Origin of the sequence: Streptomyces sp. NPDC021356 (assembly GCF_040641015.1) — a bacterium.
Classification (GTDB): domain Bacteria; phylum Actinomycetota; class Actinomycetes; order Streptomycetales; family Streptomycetaceae; genus Streptomyces.
This window is the reverse complement of record NZ_JBFACU010000002.1, coordinates 222985-240815: the sequence shown is the minus strand read 5'-3', so window position 1 is coordinate 240815 and position 17831 is coordinate 222985. Positions and strand designations below refer to the sequence as shown.

General features: G+C 70.4%; 13 protein-coding genes and 1 tRNA gene. 8 read left to right on the top strand and 6 right to left on the bottom strand.

All coding sequences use genetic code 11. The annotated features are described in order from the left end of the window. Positions 1-126 precede the first annotated feature (126 nt). The 5 genes from AB0G56_RS03270 to AB0G56_RS03250 all read left to right on the top strand — a co-directional run bounded on the left by AB0G56_RS03270 (position 127) and on the right by AB0G56_RS03250 (position 8260). On the top strand, positions 127-477 hold the full coding sequence (locus tag AB0G56_RS03270; protein ID WP_360962813.1) for a chorismate mutase: 351 nt from the start codon (positions 127-129) through the stop codon (positions 475-477). Positions 478-597: 120 nt separating this feature from the next. After that, entirely contained in the window at positions 598-3150 is a 2553-nt protein-coding gene (gene pepN / locus AB0G56_RS03265) for an aminopeptidase N (protein WP_360962811.1), read from the top strand. 197 nt (positions 3151-3347) lie between these two features. Beyond that, positions 3348-4181 carry an NAD(P)H-binding protein gene (locus tag AB0G56_RS03260; RefSeq protein WP_360962808.1) on the top strand — a complete coding sequence of 278 codons (834 nt, stop codon included), beginning with the start codon at positions 3348-3350 and terminating at the stop codon, positions 4179-4181. Between the two features lie 1242 nt (positions 4182-5423). After that, entirely contained in the window at positions 5424-6809 is a 1386-nt protein-coding gene (locus AB0G56_RS03255) for an aminotransferase class V-fold PLP-dependent enzyme (RefSeq protein WP_360962805.1), read from the top strand. Next, positions 6806-8260: a SidA/IucD/PvdA family monooxygenase gene (locus tag AB0G56_RS03250; RefSeq protein ID WP_360962802.1), complete on the top strand. Its 1455-nt coding sequence runs from the start codon at positions 6806-6808 to the stop codon at positions 8258-8260. Before AB0G56_RS03255 ends, AB0G56_RS03250 begins: the two co-directional genes overlap by 4 nt. 23 nt (positions 8261-8283) lie before the next feature. Here AB0G56_RS03250 and AB0G56_RS03245 read toward each other — a convergent pair whose 3' ends face one another. Beyond that, entirely contained in the window at positions 8284-10104 is a 1821-nt protein-coding gene (locus AB0G56_RS03245; protein ID WP_360963300.1) for a 5'-nucleotidase C-terminal domain-containing protein, read from the bottom strand. A gap of 184 nt (positions 10105-10288) precedes the next feature. Between AB0G56_RS03245 and AB0G56_RS03240 the strand changes: the two genes are divergently transcribed. After that, positions 10289-11011, top strand: a complete 723-nt coding sequence (locus tag AB0G56_RS03240; RefSeq protein ID WP_360962799.1) for an SIMPL domain-containing protein — start codon at positions 10289-10291, stop codon at positions 11009-11011. Between the two features lie 172 nt (positions 11012-11183). Continuing rightward, positions 11184-12620: a pyruvate kinase gene (gene pyk, locus AB0G56_RS03235; RefSeq protein ID WP_360962796.1), complete on the top strand. Its 1437-nt coding sequence runs from the start codon at positions 11184-11186 to the stop codon at positions 12618-12620. Between the two features lie 13 nt (positions 12621-12633). Here the strand turns inward: pyk and AB0G56_RS03230 are convergent, their stop codons facing one another. Together AB0G56_RS03230 and AB0G56_RS03225 are read right to left on the bottom strand one after the other, a co-directional pair. Continuing rightward, positions 12634-13374 (bottom strand): helix-turn-helix domain-containing protein, encoded by a 741-nt coding sequence (locus AB0G56_RS03230; protein ID WP_360962793.1) that lies wholly within the window; start codon positions 13372-13374, stop codon positions 12634-12636. A gap of 106 nt (positions 13375-13480) precedes the next feature. Beyond that, positions 13481-13555: transfer RNA gene (locus AB0G56_RS03225), tRNA-Leu, on the bottom strand. 105 nt (positions 13556-13660) lie between these two features. Here AB0G56_RS03225 and AB0G56_RS03220 point away from each other — a divergent pair. After that, the gene (locus AB0G56_RS03220; protein ID WP_360962790.1) at positions 13661-14344 is read left to right on the top strand and encodes a response regulator; all 684 of its coding nucleotides are present in this window, start codon (positions 13661-13663) and stop codon (positions 14342-14344) included. Positions 14345-14429: 85 nt separating this feature from the next. On the opposite strand, the gene AB0G56_RS03215 is transcribed toward AB0G56_RS03220, so the two are convergent. The 3 genes from AB0G56_RS03215 to AB0G56_RS03205 are packed head-to-tail and all read right to left on the bottom strand — an operon-like array spanning position 14430 to position 17829. Next, positions 14430-15146, bottom strand: a complete 717-nt coding sequence (locus tag AB0G56_RS03215) for an ABC transporter ATP-binding protein (protein ID WP_360962787.1) — start codon at positions 15144-15146, stop codon at positions 14430-14432. Then, positions 15143-16051: an ABC transporter ATP-binding protein gene (locus AB0G56_RS03210; protein WP_360962784.1), complete on the bottom strand. Its 909-nt coding sequence runs from the start codon at positions 16049-16051 to the stop codon at positions 15143-15145. The genes AB0G56_RS03215 and AB0G56_RS03210 overlap by 4 nt, the downstream gene beginning before the upstream one ends. A gap of 5 nt (positions 16052-16056) precedes the next feature. Further along, the gene (locus AB0G56_RS03205; protein WP_360963297.1) at positions 16057-17829 is read right to left on the bottom strand and encodes a branched-chain amino acid ABC transporter permease; all 1773 of its coding nucleotides are present in this window, start codon (positions 17827-17829) and stop codon (positions 16057-16059) included. Between the last annotated feature and the right edge of the window lie 2 nt (positions 17830-17831).

The window sequence follows — 17831 nt, the reverse complement described above, 5'->3', positions numbered from 1 at the left end:
GGATGCGGGGAAGAGGGGCGCGGGGATGCGGGGATGAGGGGCGCGGGGATGCGGGCCCGGCGGGGTCCGGCCCGCCCATCGGACACCCCCGATCACGACGGCGCACACCCCGTAGGGTTGACGCCCATGACCACCAGCAGCACCGGCAACGGTGACGTCGACCCCGCCGTCCGCAAGGAACTCGCACGGCTGCGCGACAGCATCGACAACATCGACGCGGCCGTCGTCCACATGCTCGCCGAACGTTTCAAGGCCACCCAGCAGGTCGGCCACCTCAAGGCCGCCCACCAGCTGCCGCCCGCCGACCCGGCCCGCGAAGCCCGCCAGATCGCCCGCCTGCGCGGCCTCGCCGAGGACGCCAAACTCGACCCCGCCTTCGCCGAGAAGTTCCTCAACTTCATCATCGCCGAAGTGATCCGCCACCACGAACGCATCGCGGAGGACTCCGCTGGCGACCAGCCCGCCGCGACGAACTGACCGAAGTCCCGTGCGCCCCGCCGCGCGCCGACCCCACGGGCGCGCGGGCGGCGCATCCCGGCGAAGCCGCCCCCCGAACCCCCTCGTGCCCCGCCCCCGGCATCAGGCAGCATGGCCTGCATGTCCGTACTCACGCGCGACGAAGCGCAGACCCGTGCCCAGCTCCTCGACGTCCACCGCTACACCGTCGGCCTCGACCTGACCGGCGGGGAGGACACCTTCGACTCCCGCACCGAGATCCGGTTCACCGTACGCACCGGCCAGGACGGCACGGACACCTTCGTCGAGCTCAAGCCCGCCGAACTGCGCTCCGCCACCCTCGACGGACAGCCCCTCGACCCCGCCGCGCTCACCGGCAACCGCCTGCCCCTGAAGAACCTCACCCCCGGCGAACACGAGCTGCGCATCGACGCGCTGATGCGCTACTCCCGCACCGGCGAGGGCATGCACCGCTTCACCGACCCCTCCGACGGCGAGACCTACGTCTACACCCAGCTGTTCATGGAAGACGTCCAGCGCGTCTTCGCCGCCTTCGACCAGCCCGACCTCAAAGCCGTCTTCGACCTCACCGTCACCGCCCCCGACGGCTGGACCGTCCTCGCCAACGGCATCACCGAACACACCGGCGGCGGCACGTGGAAAGCCGCCACCACCCCACCCATCTCCACCTACCTCGTCGCCGTCGCCGCCGGCCCGTGGCACTCCGTGCGCACCGAACACCGCGGCCTGCCCTTCGGCATCCACTGCCGCCGCTCGCTCGCCCCCCACCTCGACGCCGACGCCGACGAGATCCTCGACGTCACCCGCGCCTGCTTCGACCGCTACCACGAGAAGTTCGACGAGCCCTACCCCTTCGACTCCTACGACCAGGCCTTCGTCCCCGAGTTCAACGCGGGCGCCATGGAGAACCCCGGACTCGTCACCTTCCGCGACGAGTTCGTCTACCGCTCCGCCGTCACCGACACCGAACGGCAGACCCGCGCCATGGTCATCGCCCACGAGATGGCCCACATGTGGTTCGGCGACCTCGTCACCCTCAAGTGGTGGGACGACATCTGGCTCAACGAGTCCTTCGCCGAGTACATGGGCTACCAGACCACCGCCGAAGCCACCCGCTTCACCGACACCTGGACCGAGTTCGGGCTCTCCCGCAAGTCCTGGGGCTACGACGCCGACCAGCGCCCCTCCACCCACCCCGTAGCCCCCGAAGCCGTCGACGACACCGCCTCCGCCCTCCTCAACTTCGACGGCATCTCCTACGCCAAGGGCGCCTCCGCCCTGCGCCAGCTCGTCGCCTGGCTCGGCGAGAAGGACTTCCTCGCCGGCATCAACACCCACTTCGAACGCCACCGGTTCGGCAACGCCACCCTCGCCGACTTCATCGACTCCCTCGCCTTTGCCACCGACCGCGACGTCCACGCCTGGGCCCAGTCCTGGCTGCGCACCACCGGCGTCGACACCCTCACCCCCCGCGTCGCCCCCACCGCCGACGGCACCTGCGCCCTCACCGTCGACCACCACGGCAGCCGCCCCCACCACATCGCCGTCGGCCTCTACGACCAGGACCTCACGGACGAGGGACGCCTCACCCTGCGCACCCGCCTCCCCCTCGACGTCCCGCACACCGGCCCCCACCCCATCGGCAAACGCCCCGCCCTGCTCGTCCTCAACGACGGCGACCTCACCTACGCCAAGATCCGCTTCGACGACGAGTCCTTCCGCGCCGTCCGCGAAGGCCTGTCCGGGCTGCCCGACCCGCTGACCCGCACCGTCGTCTGGAACGCCCTGCGCGACGCCGTCCGCGACGGCGAACTCCCCGCCGACACCTACCTGGACACCGCGCGCACCCACCTGCCCCACGAGAGCGACCTCGCCCTCGCCGAAGCCGTCCTCGCCTTCGCCCGCGTCCACATCGCCGACCGCTACCTCACCCCCGACCGGCGGCCCGCCGCGCTCGCCACCCTCACCGGCCTGTGCCGCGACCTCATCCGCCGCACCGAGGACGGTGACAACCCCGGGCTGCGCCTCATCGCCGTACGCCACTTCATCGACGTCGCCGCCCACCCCGACACCATCGCCGCCTGGCTCGCCGACGGCACCGTCCCCGGCGGTCCCGAACTCGACCCCGAACTGCGCTGGCGCATCCTCGCCCGGCTCGCCGTCCTCGGCGCCACCGACGAGACCGCCATCGCCGCCGAACTGGACCGCGACCCGTCCGCCAGCGGCCGGGAAGGCGCCGCCCGCTGCCGCGCCGCCCTGCCCGACCCGGACGCCAAGCGCGCCGCCTGGGACGCGATGTTCGCCTCCGACGACCTGTCCAACTACCTGTTCACGGCCACCGCCCGGGGCTTCTGGCAGCCCGAACAGGCCGACCTCGTACGCGCGTACGTACCGCGCTACTACGAGGAAGCCGTCGCCGTCGCCACCCGCCGCGGCCCCGCCATCGCCGACGCCGCCGGCCGCTGGGCCTTCCCCGCGCACGCCGTCGACGCGGACACCCTCCGCCTGGGCGAGAGCTGTCTGAGCGACGGCGACCCGATCCCCTCCCTGCGCCGCAGGCTCGCCGACCAGCTCGACGACCTGGCCCGGGCACTGCGCGTCCGCGAGACGCAGGAGACGAGGCGAGCGCAGGAGCCGCAGGAATCACAGGCACAGGAACAGGCGCAGCCGTAGGCACAGACACAGGCGCGGTCACAGGCGCGGTCACAGGCCGAGGCGCTGGGGGCGTACGACCGGAGACGTACGACACACCTGGTCCCTGACGACGATGACGCGGGCTGATCGTCCTCCCTAGGCTCGGACACCGGAAGGACGATCAGCCCGGGACCGCCCGGGATTCGCCCTGGACCGCCCGAACCACGGAGGAAACCGTGATCGTAGTCACCGGCGCCACCGGCAACGTCGGCCGTGCCCTCGTCGAACGCCTCACCGCCGCCGGCCGGCCCGTACGGGCGCTGACCCGCGACCCGCAGCGGGCCGGCCTGCCCGAAACCGCCGAGGTGGTCCGGTTCCAGCCGGACGACCCGGCCGCCCTGTTCACCGGGGCCACCAAGCTCTTCCTCTACGTCCAGGCGGCCGGCGACCGGACCGCCGAGTTCCTGGCGGCGGCGCGGAAAGCGGGCGTCCGGCACGTCGTCCTGCTCTCCTCCGCCATCGTCACCGAGGGCGCCGACGAGACCCACCCCATCCACGTCATGCACGCCGGCCCCGAACGGGCGATCCGCGACAGCGGCCTGGAGTGGACGTCCCTGCGCCCGGGCGCCTTCGCCACCAACGCCTTCCAGTGGGCCGGGCAGATCCGCGCCGGGGACACCGTCCGCGGAGTCTTCGCGGACGGCATGAGCGCGCCCATCCACGAGGACGACATCGCCGCCGTCGCCGAACGCGCCCTCCTCGACGACGGCCACGAGGGTGCCGTCCACCGCCTCTCCGGGCCCGAGGCCATCAGCAACGCCGACCAGGTCGCCGCGATCGGCCGCGCCCTCGGCCGCGAGCTGACCTTCACCGAAGTACCCCCCGAGGAGGCGGGCCCCGAACTCTTCCCGCACGTACCCCCGCACATGCTCCAAGGCCTGCTGAACGCCTTCCGCGCCTCCGTCGGCGCCACCCCCGAGATCACCGACACCGTGGAGAAGGTCACCGGCACCCCCGCCCGCACCTTCGCCCAGTGGGCCGAGGACCACACATCCGCCTTCCGCCCCTGAACCACCCCCGGACCGCCCCGCAGCCGAGCCACCCGCCCACCGCCGAGACACACCGCCCGACACCCCCCGGACTCGGCCGCGGGGCGGGCGCACCCCCACAGGAGCGGCGGGTAAGCACCCGGCCTTACGGCCGAGACGCACCGCCCGACCCCCTTGGACTCGGCTGCGGGGCGGGCGCACCCCCACAGGAGCGGCCGGTAAGCACCCGGCCTTACGAGGACCCACCACTGAGCCTCGCCCTGGCCCCTGCGGGGCTCCGCGCCCGCCCCGACGGGACAGCCACGCGCGTTCGACAGCGGGCAGCGCCGGCCGGCCGGGACGCGGCCGGTCCGCCGAGCGAGCCCCACCCCCGGCCAGGACCGGCGCCCGGCCGTCGGGGAACGGCGACCTGACCGGCGGCGATGTCCGGGGCCCGGTCGCGGGGGAGGCGTGCCGCATCCGGAGTACGGCCCGGCGCCCGGCCCTCGGCGCCCGTACGACCTGAACGACCGGCCACCGGGCCCGTACGCCCCCCTCCCGCTGCGCCCTGCCCGGGCCGGCTGCTTGAACCTCTGCAGCCGGGACCGGCCCCTGGGCAGCCCACCCGCAGCCGCATGTCGCACGCACGCGGCAGCGCGCGGCGCCGGGGCGACCGCCCGACGCCCCCGGATCGGCCGGGCACCCGCCCCCGCCCCCACCGCCGCTCCGCGGGCGGGTCGCGGGGGAGGGCCCAACCCCCTGGACCACCCGACGCCCGGCCACCGGGGCCCCCTACGGCAGTGAGCGGCCCTCCGCCGGGCCCCGCCCCGGGCAGCCCCCGCAGCCGAAGAAGGTCGCGCATCCATGCGGCAGCGCGCAGCGCCGGGGCGGGCCCCCGCGGTCACGACTCGGCCGGGTGTCCGCACCCGCCGCCCGGCGCCCACGGCTCGGCCGGGTGCCCGAACCCGGCCCCCCCCCGATTCACCCCGGTCCCGGCCGGCCCGGCGCTCGTCCGCGCCGGTCGAGCGCCCGCCGACCGGGTGTCCGCACCCGCCGCCCGGCGCCCACGGCTCGGCCGGGTGCCCGAACCCGGCCCCCCCGATTCACCCCGGTCCCGGCCGGCCCGGCGCTCGTCCGCGCCGGTCGAGCGCCCGCCGACCGGGCCCCGCGAGCTTCCCGTTCCGCAATACCACTCGCTGGTCCCGGTCGTTGGACTTTCCGGGCACCCGGGACTCCAGACGGACAAACCGGGAGCCCTGCCCCGCGCTCTCCGGAGGACAGTCCATGGGTACTCCGCACCCGCCCGCACCGCCCCCGCTCGCCTCCGGCCCCGAAGGCCCCGGCGCCCTGCGGCCGTTGCTCGACACCGTGCTCACGGCGCTCGACAGCGGCCGGCGTGCTCGCGGCGGGCCGCTGCCCGCGGGCGGTCCCGACGCAGTCACCGCCAGGATCCGCGACGCCGCCGGCGAGATCCTGCCCGACCACGGAGACCCCGACGCCCTACGCGTCCTCGTGCACGCCCTCGCCGAAGGCGCCGCCGACCCCGCCGACCCGCTCTGCGCCGCCCACCTGCACTGCCCGCCCCTCGCCGTCGCCACCGCCGCCGACCTCGCCGTCAGCGCGCTCAACCCCTCACTCGACTCCTGGGACCAGGCCCCCGCCGCCTCCGCGCTCGAAAGCCTCGTCACCCACGCCCTCGCCCGGCAGGCGGGGCTGGCCGACGCCGTCGTCACCACCGGCGGCACCGAGTCCAACCACCTCGCCCTCCTCCTCGCCCGCGAGACCCGCCCCGGCGGCGTCCGCCTGATCTGCGGCGCCAACGCCCACCACTCCCTGCCCCGCGCCGCCTGGCTGCTCGGCCTGCCCGAACCCGTCCTCGTCCCCGCCCCCTCCGGCACCCTCGACCCCGCCGCCCTCCACGCGGCCCTCACCGACCTCGGCGCCCCCCGCAGCCCCCTGCTCGTGGCCGCCACAGCGGGAACCACCGACGCCGGCCTCATCGACCCGCTCCCCGAGATCGCCGCCCTCTGCGCCGCCCACGGCGCCCGCCTGCACATCGACGCCGCGCACGGCGGCGCCCTCCTGTTCAGCGACCGCCACCGCGACCGCCTCACCGGCCTGCAAGCCGCCCACACCGTCACCCTCGACCTGCACAAACTGGGCTGGCAGCCCGTCGCCGCCGGGCTGCTCGCCGTCCGCCACCCCGCCGACCTCGACGTCCTGCACCAGCGCGCCGACTACCTCAACGCCGACGACGACACCGAAGCCGGCCTCCCCGACCTCCTCGGCCGCTCCCTGCGCACCACCCGCCGCCCGGACATCCTCAAGATCGCCGTCACCCTCAAGACCCTCGGACGCACCGGCCTCGGCGCCCTCGTCGACCACGTCTGCGCCCTCGCGCACATGTTCGCCGACCTGATCGACGACCACCCAGGCCTCGAACTCCACGACCGCCCCACCCTCAGCACGGTCCTCTTCCGCCCCGCCCACGCCACCGACGACGCCGTGGCCGCCGTACGCCGCCGCCTGCTCACCGACGGCCGGGCCGTCCTCGGCCGCGCCCGCCTCGACGACCGGCTCTGGCTCAAAGCCACCCTTCTCAACCCCCACACCCGGCCCGACGACCTGGCCGCCCTCCTCGAACTGGTGGAAGGAACCGCCCCCCGATGAGCCACCCCCCGACCAGCCACCCGCACACCTCGCCGAGCACCCTCCCCCACACCCCCTCCACCCCCCGCGACCTGGTCGGCATCGGCATCGGCCCGTTCAACCTCTCCCTCGCCGCCCTCGCCCACCCCCTCACAGGCCTGTCCACCGCCTTCTACGAACAGCGCCCCCACTTCCACTGGCACCCCGGCCTGCTCATCGACGGCGCCCGCGTTCAGGTCCCCTTCCTCGCCGACCTCGTCACCCTCGCCGACCCCACCAGCCACTGGACCTTCCTCAACTACCTCAGATCCCGCGAACGGCTCTTCCCCTTCTACTTCGCCGAACACCTCCACATCCAGCGCGCCGAATACGACGCCTACTGCCGGTGGGTCTCCGGCAACCTCCCCGCCCTCCACTACGGCCACCAGGTCGACGCCGTCCGCTGGAACCCCGAACACGCCCTGTTCGAAGTGGACTTCACCCAGCTCGACACCGACGGCGAAGCCGAGGCCCTCGGCCGCACCTACACCCGCAACATCGTCCTCGGCATCGGCACCGAACCCCACGTCCCCGAACCGCTGCGGCCCCTCGCCGGCACCCCCGGCACCCTCGTCGTCCACGCCAACGACTACCTCGACCACCGCGACGCACTCCTCGCCGCCGGCCACGTCACCGTCGTCGGCTCGGGCCAGTCAGGCGCCGAAGTCTTCCTCGACCTGCTCCGCGCCCGCCCCACCGGCCGCGAACAACTCCACTGGATCGGCCGCACCGAAGCCTTCGCCCCCATGGAGTACTCCAAGCTCGGCCTGGAACACTTCACCCCCGACTACACCCACTACTTCCACGCCCTGCCCGAACCCGTCCGCGACCGCCTCGTCCCCGCACAATGGCAACTCCACAAAGCCGTCGACGCCGACACCCTCGCCGCCATCCACGACCAGCTGTACCGCCGCACCCTCGACGGCGGCTGGCCCGACACCGTCCTCACCCCCGGCGTCCGCGTCCGCACCGCCGGCCGCATCGCCGGCAACAAGATCGAACTCCACCTCGAACACACCCAGCAAGGCACCCGCAGCAGCCTCACCACCGACGCCGTCGTCCTCGCCACCGGCCACCGGCCCCGCCCCCTCACCCCCCTCCTGGCCGCCCTCGACCCCCACATCCACCGCGACCACAGCCAACGTCCCCGCATCGACGAGCACTACCGCCTCGCCCTCGACCCCGCCGTCACCGCCACCGGCTGCCACATCTACGTCCAGAACGCCGAACACCACACCCACGGCGTCGGCACCCCCGACCTCGGCCTCGCCGCCTGGCGCAGCGCCACCATCCTCAACGCCGTCACCGCCAAAACCACCTACCCGCTGCCCACCCGCACCGCCTTCACCACCTTCGGACTGCAACAGCAGCGGCCCCAGATCCCACCCGTACGCCAGATCAAAACACTCATCCCCCTGGCGGACGGAACCTGAGGCCGCCCCACACCACCGGACCGTCAGAACACCGGCGTACCCTCACGCGTCAGCTTCCAGTCCACCGACGCGAAGTCCTTCGGGTCCAGCACACCCTTCGCCGTCACCCACTCCGCGATCCGGGTCCGGATCTCCGTCGACTCCGACCACAACTCCTTCGCCGACGCCACATGCGGGAACGCCCCACCCCCGTTCGCACGGTAGTTGTTCACCGCCAGCACGAACTGCTGCCCGTCATCCAGCGCCGCACCGCCGTACGTCAGGTTCCTGATCCGCGAACCGGCCGGCTGCGCGACGTCGATGTCATACGCCAGCCCCGACACGTAGTCGTAGTTGTAGTCCGGACGGCCACCCGCGTTCGTCAGCTTCTCCACGTCCACGGCCGCACCCGCCGCCGTCTGCACGTAGTACCCCGCCGAATACTCCAGGTACGCCCGCACCTGGGCCCCCGTCATCAGCTTCGCCACCAACGTGTTGTCGTACACGTACAGGCCCGACAGATCCCGGATCGTCACGTCCCCCGCACGGATCTCCGAGGTCCGCGAGAACGGCGACGCCTGCGCGATCACCGGCAGCGCGGCGTACGCCGTACCCGCCAGCGCCGTCCTCACCACATCCTCCTGCACCTTCGTGATCAGGTCGATGATCGGCGCGTCCTTGTACCGGGCCTCCACCGTCGTCAAGGTCTCGGTCGCCCGCCCGACGACCTGGTTCACGTACCCCACGACCTTCTCGTGCTCGTCGGTCAGCAGCTTGCTGATCCTCGGATCGTCCGCAACCGTGTTCGAGTTGCGCAGCGACGCCGCGACCGACTCCACCTCCCACCGACCCCGGGAGAACACCAGCTCGATATCGAACAGCGTCAACCGCTCCGCGAAGCACAACGGCTCCGACAACACCACCGTCCTGCCGGACTCCTCGTTGACGACCTTCAGCTCCGGAATCTCCAGATGCGCGTGCCCCACCAGGATCGCGTCGATACCCGGCACCTGCCGCGCCACGTTCGCCGCCGCGTCCTCCACATACGGCAACTGGTCACCGTACGACGACTGGCCCGACGTACCCGAGTGCGCCGACACGATCACCACGTCCGCCCCCATCGAACGCAGCTTCGGCACCCACTTCGCCGCCTGCTCCTCAAGACCCGGGAACGACAACTTCCCCTGCACATACGCCTTGTCCCAGATCGCGATACCAGGATTGGTCAACCCCAGCACCGCCACCTTCACCGGCGGCGCGCCGTGCACATGGAACTTCTTCATCACGTACGGCGCGAAAGCCGGCCGCTGCGTCTTCGCGTCCAGCGCGTTCGCACCCAGCAACGGGAAGTCGCACTGCTGCTCGAACTTCCGCAGCGTCTCGATACCGTAGTTGAACTCGTGATTGCCCAGCGCCGCCGCGTCGTACCCGATCGCGTTCATCGCCTGCGCCATCGGGTGCACCGGACCACCCTTCGCGGTGATCGGGTCCACCTTCGCGTAGTAATACGTCAGCGGAGTGCCCTGGATCGTGTCACCCGCGTCGATGAGCAGCGTGTTGTGCCGCCCCTTCTCCTCGCGCACCTGGTCCACCAGCGTCGAGATACGCGCCAGACCCTGCGCGTTGCCCGCCGCGTCCGCGTACTGGGCGTCCTTGAAATAATCCCAGTTGAACACGTGCCCATGCAGGTCCGTCGTGCCCATCACGGTCAGCGAGTACCGCTTCGCGTGCCGGTCCGGCCCGTGCCCGTGGCCGTGCGCGGGAGTCGCGGCCTGCGCCGCCGGAGCCGCCGCCGCACCCGTCAGCGCCACCCCCGCCCCCGTCGCGGCGGACTTCTCCAGGAACTTCCGGCGGTTCAACCCCATGTCTGGCTCTCCTTGCGAAGGAACGGCTTGCGTACGACCGGCCCGCGAACGAGCGACGACGCGCGTAGATGGACGCGCGTAGATTCTGGCCGGGACATACCGAACCGCAACAGCCCCCGCAGGTTGCGATCTGATGACCGACACCCCGCACCCGCCCCCGCCGGCGAATGACACAGTGGAACACATGACCTCTCCCACCCCCGAAGAACCCCACCCCGCCGCCCCCTACGGAACCCCCGACGCCCCCCGCATCGCCGTCCGCGGCGAAGCCCACCTCGAAGTCGACCCCGAGATCGCCCGCATCACCATCACCGTCACCGCCCGCGGCAAGGACCGCCGCACCGCCCTCGACGACCTCACCCGCCGCAACACCACCGCCCTCGACATCGTCAAGTCCTACGGCCCCGCCGTCGAACACCTGGAAACCGGCGCCTTCTCCATCACCCCCGAACTCACCCGCCACGGCCGCAACGAACGCATCCGCACCTACCACGGCACCGTCCACCTCACCGCCGAACTCACCGACTTCACCGCCCTCGGCGAACTCACCACCCGACTGGCCGACTTGGACCTCACCCGAGTGGACGGCCCCTGGTGGGCACTGCGCCCCGACTCACCCGCCCACCGCCAGGCCCGCCAGCAGGCCGTCCGCGCCGCCGTCCAGCGCGCCAAGGAGTACGCCGAAGCACTCGGCACCGGCCTGGCGGCACTCGTCGAGATCGCCGACATCGGCGCCGAGGGCGTCGCCTCCTTCCCGCCGCACCTCCCAGGCGCCCGCAGGACAGCCGCCTACGGGGCGGCCCCCGGCGCCGCCGACGAGGCAGCCCCCCTCGACCTCGAACCCCAGCGCCAGTACGTCCATGCGCAACTCAACGCGCGATTCACCATGAAACCGCCCAAACTGTAAACACGTCAGCCACCGGACCGACCGACCACAGCCCACCACGGACCCCCGCCGAACGCTCGGAGGAGCACCACCCCGCCCACTTCAACACTTGTCAACATCCCTTCATCCAAAGGTCGTTGAGCAGTCACGTCACACCAAACCCCTACCGACCGGTAAGGCCTAGGCTCACACCATGCGCCGAGCGAAGATCGTCTGCACCCTGGGGCCCGCCACCGACACGTACGACCAGATCAAAGCCCTGGTCGACGCCGGAATGGACGTAGCCCGCTTCAATCTCAGCCACGGCGAGCACGCCGAACACGAAGAGCGCTACCGGCACGTCCGCGAGGCCGCCGACGAAACCGGCCGCAGCATCGGCCTCCTCGCCGACCTTCAAGGCCCGAAGATCCGCCTCGGCCGCTTCCGCGAAGGACCCGTACTCCTCGAACGCGGCGACACCTTCACCATCACCGTCGAAGAAGGCATCGAAGGCGACCGCCACCAGTGCGGCACCACCCACGCCGGCCTCGCCGACGACCTCACCCCCGGCGAACGCATCCTCGTCGACGACGGCAAGGTAGCCCTCCAGGTCACCGCCATCGACGGCCCCCGCGTCCACACCGAGGTCACCGAAGGCGGCATCGTCTCCGACCACAAGGGCCTCAACCTCCCCGGAGTCGCCGTCTCCGTCCCCGCCCTCTCCAAGAAGGACGAGGACGACCTCCGCTGGGCCCTGCGCACCGGCTTCGACGTCATCGCACTCTCGTTCGTGCGCAGCGGACGAGACATCCTCGACGTCCACCGCATCATGGACGACGAAGGCCGCCGCCTCCCCGTCATCGCCAAGATCGAGAAACCACAGGCGGTCGAGGCCGTCGGCGAGATCATCGACGCCTTCGACGGCATCATGGTCGCCCGCGGCGACCTCGGCGTCGAAATGCCCCTCGAACAGGTCCCCATCGTCCAGAAGCGCGCCGTCAAACTCGCCAAGCGCAACGCCAAACCGGTGATCGTCGCCACCCAGATGCTCGACTCCATGATCGACCACTCCCGCCCCACCCGAGCCGAGGCGAGCGACGTCGCCAACGCCGTCATCGACGGCACCGACGCCGTGATGCTCTCCGGCGAGACCAGCGTCGGCAAACATCCCGTCGCCACCGTCCGTACCATGGCCAAGATCATCACCGCCGCCGAGGAAGACATCCTCGCCAAGGGGCTGCCGCCTCTCACCGACCACAACAAACCCCGCACCCAGGGCGGCGCCGTCGCCCGCGCGGCAGCGGAGATCGGTGACTTCCTCGGCGCGAAGTTCCTCGTCGCCTTCACCCAGTCGGGCGACACCGCCCGCCGCCTCTCCCGCTACCGCTCACCCATCCCCCTGCTGGCCTTCACCCCCGAACCGGCCACCCGCTCCCAGCTCAGCGCCACCTGGGGCGTCGAAACGTTCCTGGGCCCGCACGTGGAGTCGACCGACGCGATGGTCGAACAGGTCGACGAACTCCTCCTGAAGTACGGCCGCTGCGAGAAGGGCGACGTGGTCGTCATCACGGCGGGCTCCCCGCCCGGCGTGTCGGGCTCGACGAACCTGGTCCGGGTCCACCACATCGGCGAGGACGACCGGCCCCGGTAGGGGAGGGGGGCGGTCAGTACTTGGGGCCGACGTGGGCGTCCATGAGGGCTACGGAGGCTTTGCGGGCGACGGAGATGTTGTGTCCGTTGGCCTTCCAAGCGACGCCGATCCGGTCAAGGGTGTCGGTGTAGAGCCGGGCAATATCCGCTGACAGGTTGGTGAAGAAGTACCGGGGGTATTCGTAGCGCTTGCGTTCGCCGCCGACCGTGCGAGTCGTCCAGTTGGTGATACGGCAGCCGTCCGAGTGGATGAGGCCCCGGACGAACTCCCAGGGGTGCGCGTCGACGATCTCCTGCTGCCAGGGTTCGAGCGTGATGCGGCGTTCGTGCTTCCTGCCGGGCCCGTGCTGCGGGAAGAGGCCGGGCCAGTGCCGGGAGTAGCTGGTGACCATGGTGCACCCCTGTTTCTGCACTGAGTACACGCCGACGCCGGGCCGCACCGCCGTGATCGCTTCCCGGCACTCCTGCAGAAGCCCGGGCCAAGCATCGGCGCACGCGATCCGGAGGTAGTAGCCGGCTCGGGGGTGTCGACTGAGACATCCGTCGCCGAGATAGAGGCCCAGTAGATAGGCGTACGCCACCTCGTCCGCAGGCGGTCCCGGGTCCGTGCGGGACATGCGGGGCAGTGGCTCGAGACGGCTGTGCCAGGAGCGGATCGCGGCGCGGGAGACGCCGGTCTGCTTGCTGACGGAGTTCAGACTGCGGCCCTGGGCGACCAGTGCGAGGGCGTGCTTGCGTGTGCCGAGGTCGTACATATGAACACTCTCGGGGTGTGATCGTGACGCCACGCAGCAAAAAGCGGATGTTCACGAGAACGTGGACATCCGCTTGCGAAGCATGACCTTGGAAACCAAGGAAAAGTGCCCCGGGTCGGACTCGAACCGACACTGTATGGGTTTTGAATCCATCGCCTGCTGCCAATTGGGCTACCGGGGCCCAACGAATCTAAGGTAACCCCCGACCCGCTGCCTGACCACCTTACCGCAGCTAGGTACGCTCTTGGGAGCAGTATCTGCCTCCCCCGGAACAAGGAGTGCCCCCGTGACCGCCCCCGAGTCGCCCCAGCCCGTTGACGCCGCCGACGACGACAAGTCGCACGTCCCGCCGCTGACGACCCGTGTCGTCATCGCCGAGGACGAGGCGCTGATCCGTCTCGATCTGAAGGAGATGCTGGAGGAGGAGGGCTACAGCGTCGTAGGTGAGGCCGGGGACGGTGAGCGGGCGGTGGAGCTGGCCCGTGAGCACCGGCCCGATCTGGTGATCCTCGATGTGAAGATGCCGAAGCTGGACGGTATCTCGGCGGCGGAGAAGATCGCCGAGGAGAGTATCGCGCCGGTGCTGATGCTGACGGCGTTCTCGCAGCGGGACTTGGTGGAGCGGGCGCGGGACGCTGGTGCGATGGCTTATCTGGTGAAGCCGTTCAGTAAGAGTGACGTGGTTCCGGCGATCGAGATGGCGGTGTCGCGGTTCACGGAGCTGAAGGAGCTGGAGAAGGAGGTCGCGGACCTCTCGCAGCGGTTGGAGACGCGGAAGCTGGTGGACCGGGCGAAGTCTGTGTTGCAGACGGAGTACGGGTTGTCGGAGCCGGCGGCGTTCCGCTGGATCCAGAAGACGTCGATGGATCGCCGGATGTCGATGCAGCAGGTGGCGGAGGCGGTCATCCAGGACAGTGCGGAGAAGAAGGCGGCGAAGGGCGGGAAGCCGGGGATGTCCGAGCAGGACTGACCGGCGTCCGGTAGCCGGGCGCGTACGTAGGGCGAGGCCCGCATCCCTGAGGGGGTGCGGGCCTCTGTTGCATGTGGTGGGTGGTTCAGTCCTCGCCGAGGTAGGCCTTGCGGACGGATTCGTCGTGGAGGAGGTCCTGTCCGGTGCCGGAGAGGACGATGTTGCCGACTTCCATGACGTGTCCTTGGTCGGCGAGGGAGAGCGCGGCTTGGGCGTTCTGTTCGACGAGGAGGATGGTGGTGCCCTGGGATTTCAGCTCGACGATGGTGGACATGATCTTCTGCATCATGATGGGGGAGAGGCCCATGGAGGGTTCGTCGAGCATGAGGAGTTTGGGCTGGGACATGAGGGCGCGGCCCATGGCGAGCATTTGCTGTTCGCCGCCGGAGAGGGTGCCGGCGGCTTGTTTGCGGCGTTCGCCGAGGATGGGGAAGAGGTCGTAGGCGCGCTGGATGTCTTTTTCGATGCCTTCTTTGTCTTTGCGGAGGAAGGCGCCGAGCTGGAGGTTTTCGGCGATGCTGAGGCGGGGGAAGATGTGGCGGCCTTCGGGGGAGTGGGCGAGTCCGAGGGCGACGATCTTGTGTGCGGGGACGCCGGTGAGGGGTTTGCCGTCGAAGGTGATTTTTCCGGCGGTGGGTTTGAGGAGGCCGGAGAGGGTGCGCAGGGTGGTGGTCTTGCCGGCGCCGTTGGTGCCGATGAGGGTGACGACCTGGCCTGCTTCGACGCTGAAGGAGATGCCTTTGACGGCTTCGATCTTGCCGTAGGCGACCCTGAGGTCCTCGACCTCGAGGAGTGCGGTCACTGGGCTTCTCCCTTGGTGCTGTTCGCCGTGTTCGCGTCCGCTTCCGTGGTGGGGGGTGTGTCGGCGGTTGTTCCGGCCGCTTCGGCGGCCTCGGCCTCGGCCGCTTCGACTTCCGCGGCTTCGGCTTCGCCGGGGGCGCCTTCGAAGGGTTCGCCGAGGTAGGCGGCGACGACGCGTTCGTCGGCCTGGACGACGTCGGAGGTGCCTTCGATGAGTTTTTCGCCTTGGACGAGGACGGCGACGCGGTCGCAGAGGTTGAAGATGAACCGCATGTCGTGCTCGATGACGAGGACGGCGATGCCTTGGTCGCGGATGGCGAATACGAGTTCTTCGGTGGTGCGGGTTTCCTGGGGGTTCATGCCGGCGGTGGGCTCGTCGAGGAGGAGGAGGCCGGGTTCGCTGGCGAGGGCGCGGGCGATTTCGAGTTTGCGTTGTTCGCCGTAGGGGAGGTTGCGGGCTAGGTGGTCGCGTTTGTGGGCGAGGCCGATGAACTCGAGGAGTTCCATGGCTCGTTCTTCGCTCGCCTTTTCGGCTTTTTTGAATCCGGGGCCGCGGAGGAGTGCGGACCAGAGGCCTTCTTTGGTGCGGGTGTGTCGGCCGATGAGGACGTTTTCCAGGACGGTCATGTTGGCGAAGAGCCGGATGTTCTGGAAGGTGCGGGCGATTCCGGCCTGGGTGACGAGGTGGGGTTTGGGTGGGAGGACGGTTCCTTTGTAGGTGACGGTTCCTTCGGTGGGTACGTAGAGGCCGGTGAGGCAGTTGAAGAAGGTGGTTTTGCCGGCTCCGTTGGGTCCGATGAGGCCGACGATCTCGCCGCTGTCGACGGTGAAGTCGACGGAGCGTACGGCGGTGAGGCCGCCGAAGCGCATGGTGACGTCACGGGCTTCGAGTACAGGTGTCGTCATCGTTCTTACGCCCCTGCCTTGGTGACGGCCTGGTCTTCGGGCAGCGTCTTTTGTTCGGGTACGTCGAGTTGTCCGGTCTCGTGGAATTCGAGTTGGCGGCGGCGGTTGGCGATGATGCCTTCGGGTCGGAATCGCATGAGGAGGACGAGGGCGATGCCGAAGGCGAGGAGTTCGTAGTTCTTGAGGAACTGGAGTTTTTCGGGGATGAGGTAGAGCATGCTGGCGCCGAGGAGGGGGCCGCTGACGGTGCCCATGCCGCCGAGGACGACGGCGGCGAGGAGGAAGGCGGAGTTGGGCGGGGCGGCGCCGGCGAACTGGTAGGGGGTGGGGACGACGGAGTAGCTGACGTGGGCGCTGACGGTGCCGGCGAGGCCGGCGAGGGCGGCGCCGAGGGCGAAGGCGATGAGTTTGACGCGGAAGCCGTTGATGCCCATGGCGGTGGCGGCGGTTTCGTCTTCGCGGATGGCGACCCAGGAGCGGCCGATGCGGGAGTCGGCGGCGCGGGTGAAGACGAGGACGACGACGGCCGTGAAGATGAGCATGAGCAGGAAGTAGTTGGCGAATCGGCCGAGGGTGAAGGAGCCGATGTCGTGGGGGTCGCCGAAGTTGAACCCGAAGATCTGGAGGTCGGGGATGTTGGCGATGCCGTTGGGTCCGTTGGTGAGGTCGGGTCCTGAGGAGCCGTCGAGGTTGTTGACGGCGATGCGGAAGATCTCTCCGAAGCCGAGGGTGACGATGGCGAGGTAGTCGCCGCGCAGTCGGAGTGTGGGGGCGCCGATGAGGACGCCGAAGACGAGGGAGGCGCCCATGCCGACGAGGACGGCGGCCCAGAAGGGGAGTTGGGTGCCGGAGAAGCGGGAGTACTCGGAGCCGGAGACGAGGGCGGCGGCGTAGGCGCCGACGCCGAGGAAGGCGACGTAGCCGAGGTCGAGGAGGCCGGTGAGGCCGACGACGATGTTCAGGCCGAGGGCGACGGTGGCGAAGATGAGGATGTTGACGCCGATGTTGGCGTTGTGGTCTTCGGACTGGGTGAAGGGGAAGACGGCCGCGGCGAGGAAGGCCATGGAGGTGGCGAATCCTTTGTGGCGGGCGTTGAGTGCGGAGAAGCGGTCGGTGAGGCCGGCGCTGAAGAGGGCCCAGGCGGCGAAGACGACGAGGAGTCCGAAGCCGCTGAAGGTTTCGCCGTATTCGTCGTCGGGGGTGCTGATGCCGTAGGTGAAGACGATGAGGCCGAGGGCGAGTGCGAGGGTGATGGTGACGCGTTCGGCCCAGGCGGGGATGGGGGTGGCGGGGGGGATGTCGTCGGGCTTGGCGAAGTAGGACTTCCAGGTGTCGCCGGGGCGGGGCAGGGCGAGGGCGCCGATGACGGGGAGGAGGGAGGCGATGGCGGCGACGTAGCCGCCGGGTTCGAGGTTGGCGAGGCCGCCGAGTTCGATGGCGATGGCGAGGATCGTGTACCAGGTGACGGCGAAGGCGGCGAGGGCGGTGAGGAAGACGGGGGCGGTGGCGCGGGCGGGGTTGAGCCAGCGCAGTCCGCGGATGTTCCAGAGGGTGAGGGCGTACAGGAGGGTGAGGATGCCGCCGGTGAGGGTGAGGAGTTGGAGGCCGGCGGGGTAGGCGGTGACGGTGAGGTCACCGGGGAACTGGGAGGTCCAGGTCCAGGCGAGCATGGTGCTGGCGATGGTGGCGACGGCGCCGGTGGCGGTGAGGAGGCGGGCGGCGCTTTCGGGCAGGGGGATGAGGGGTGTGCCCTGGGTGGGGCGGTCGGTGTCGGTCATGG

What these genes read in the sequence shown, in the direction of transcription:
- AB0G56_RS03245 (WP_360963300.1), bottom strand. Translation starts at nt 10,104, where the DNA reads ATGGGGTTGAACCGCCGGAAGTTCCTGGAGAAGTCCGCCGCGACGGGG.
- pepN (WP_360962811.1), top strand. Translation starts at nt 598, where the DNA reads ATGTCCGTACTCACGCGCGACGAAGCGCAGACCCGTGCCCAGCTCCTC.
- AB0G56_RS03210 (WP_360962784.1), bottom strand. Translation starts at nt 16,051, where the DNA reads ATGACGACACCTGTACTCGAAGCCCGTGACGTCACCATGCGCTTCGGC.
- AB0G56_RS03255 (WP_360962805.1), top strand. Translation starts at nt 5,424, where the DNA reads ATGGGTACTCCGCACCCGCCCGCACCGCCCCCGCTCGCCTCCGGCCCC.
- AB0G56_RS03205 (WP_360963297.1), bottom strand. Translation starts at nt 17,829, where the DNA reads ATGACCGACACCGACCGCCCCACCCAGGGCACACCCCTCATCCCCCTG.
- AB0G56_RS03250 (WP_360962802.1), top strand. Translation starts at nt 6,806, where the DNA reads ATGAGCCACCCCCCGACCAGCCACCCGCACACCTCGCCGAGCACCCTC.
- AB0G56_RS03230 (WP_360962793.1), bottom strand. Translation starts at nt 13,374, where the DNA reads ATGTACGACCTCGGCACACGCAAGCACGCCCTCGCACTGGTCGCCCAG.
- pyk (WP_360962796.1), top strand. Translation starts at nt 11,184, where the DNA reads ATGCGCCGAGCGAAGATCGTCTGCACCCTGGGGCCCGCCACCGACACG.
- AB0G56_RS03240 (WP_360962799.1), top strand. Translation starts at nt 10,289, where the DNA reads ATGACCTCTCCCACCCCCGAAGAACCCCACCCCGCCGCCCCCTACGGA.
- AB0G56_RS03270 (WP_360962813.1), top strand. Translation starts at nt 127, where the DNA reads ATGACCACCAGCAGCACCGGCAACGGTGACGTCGACCCCGCCGTCCGC.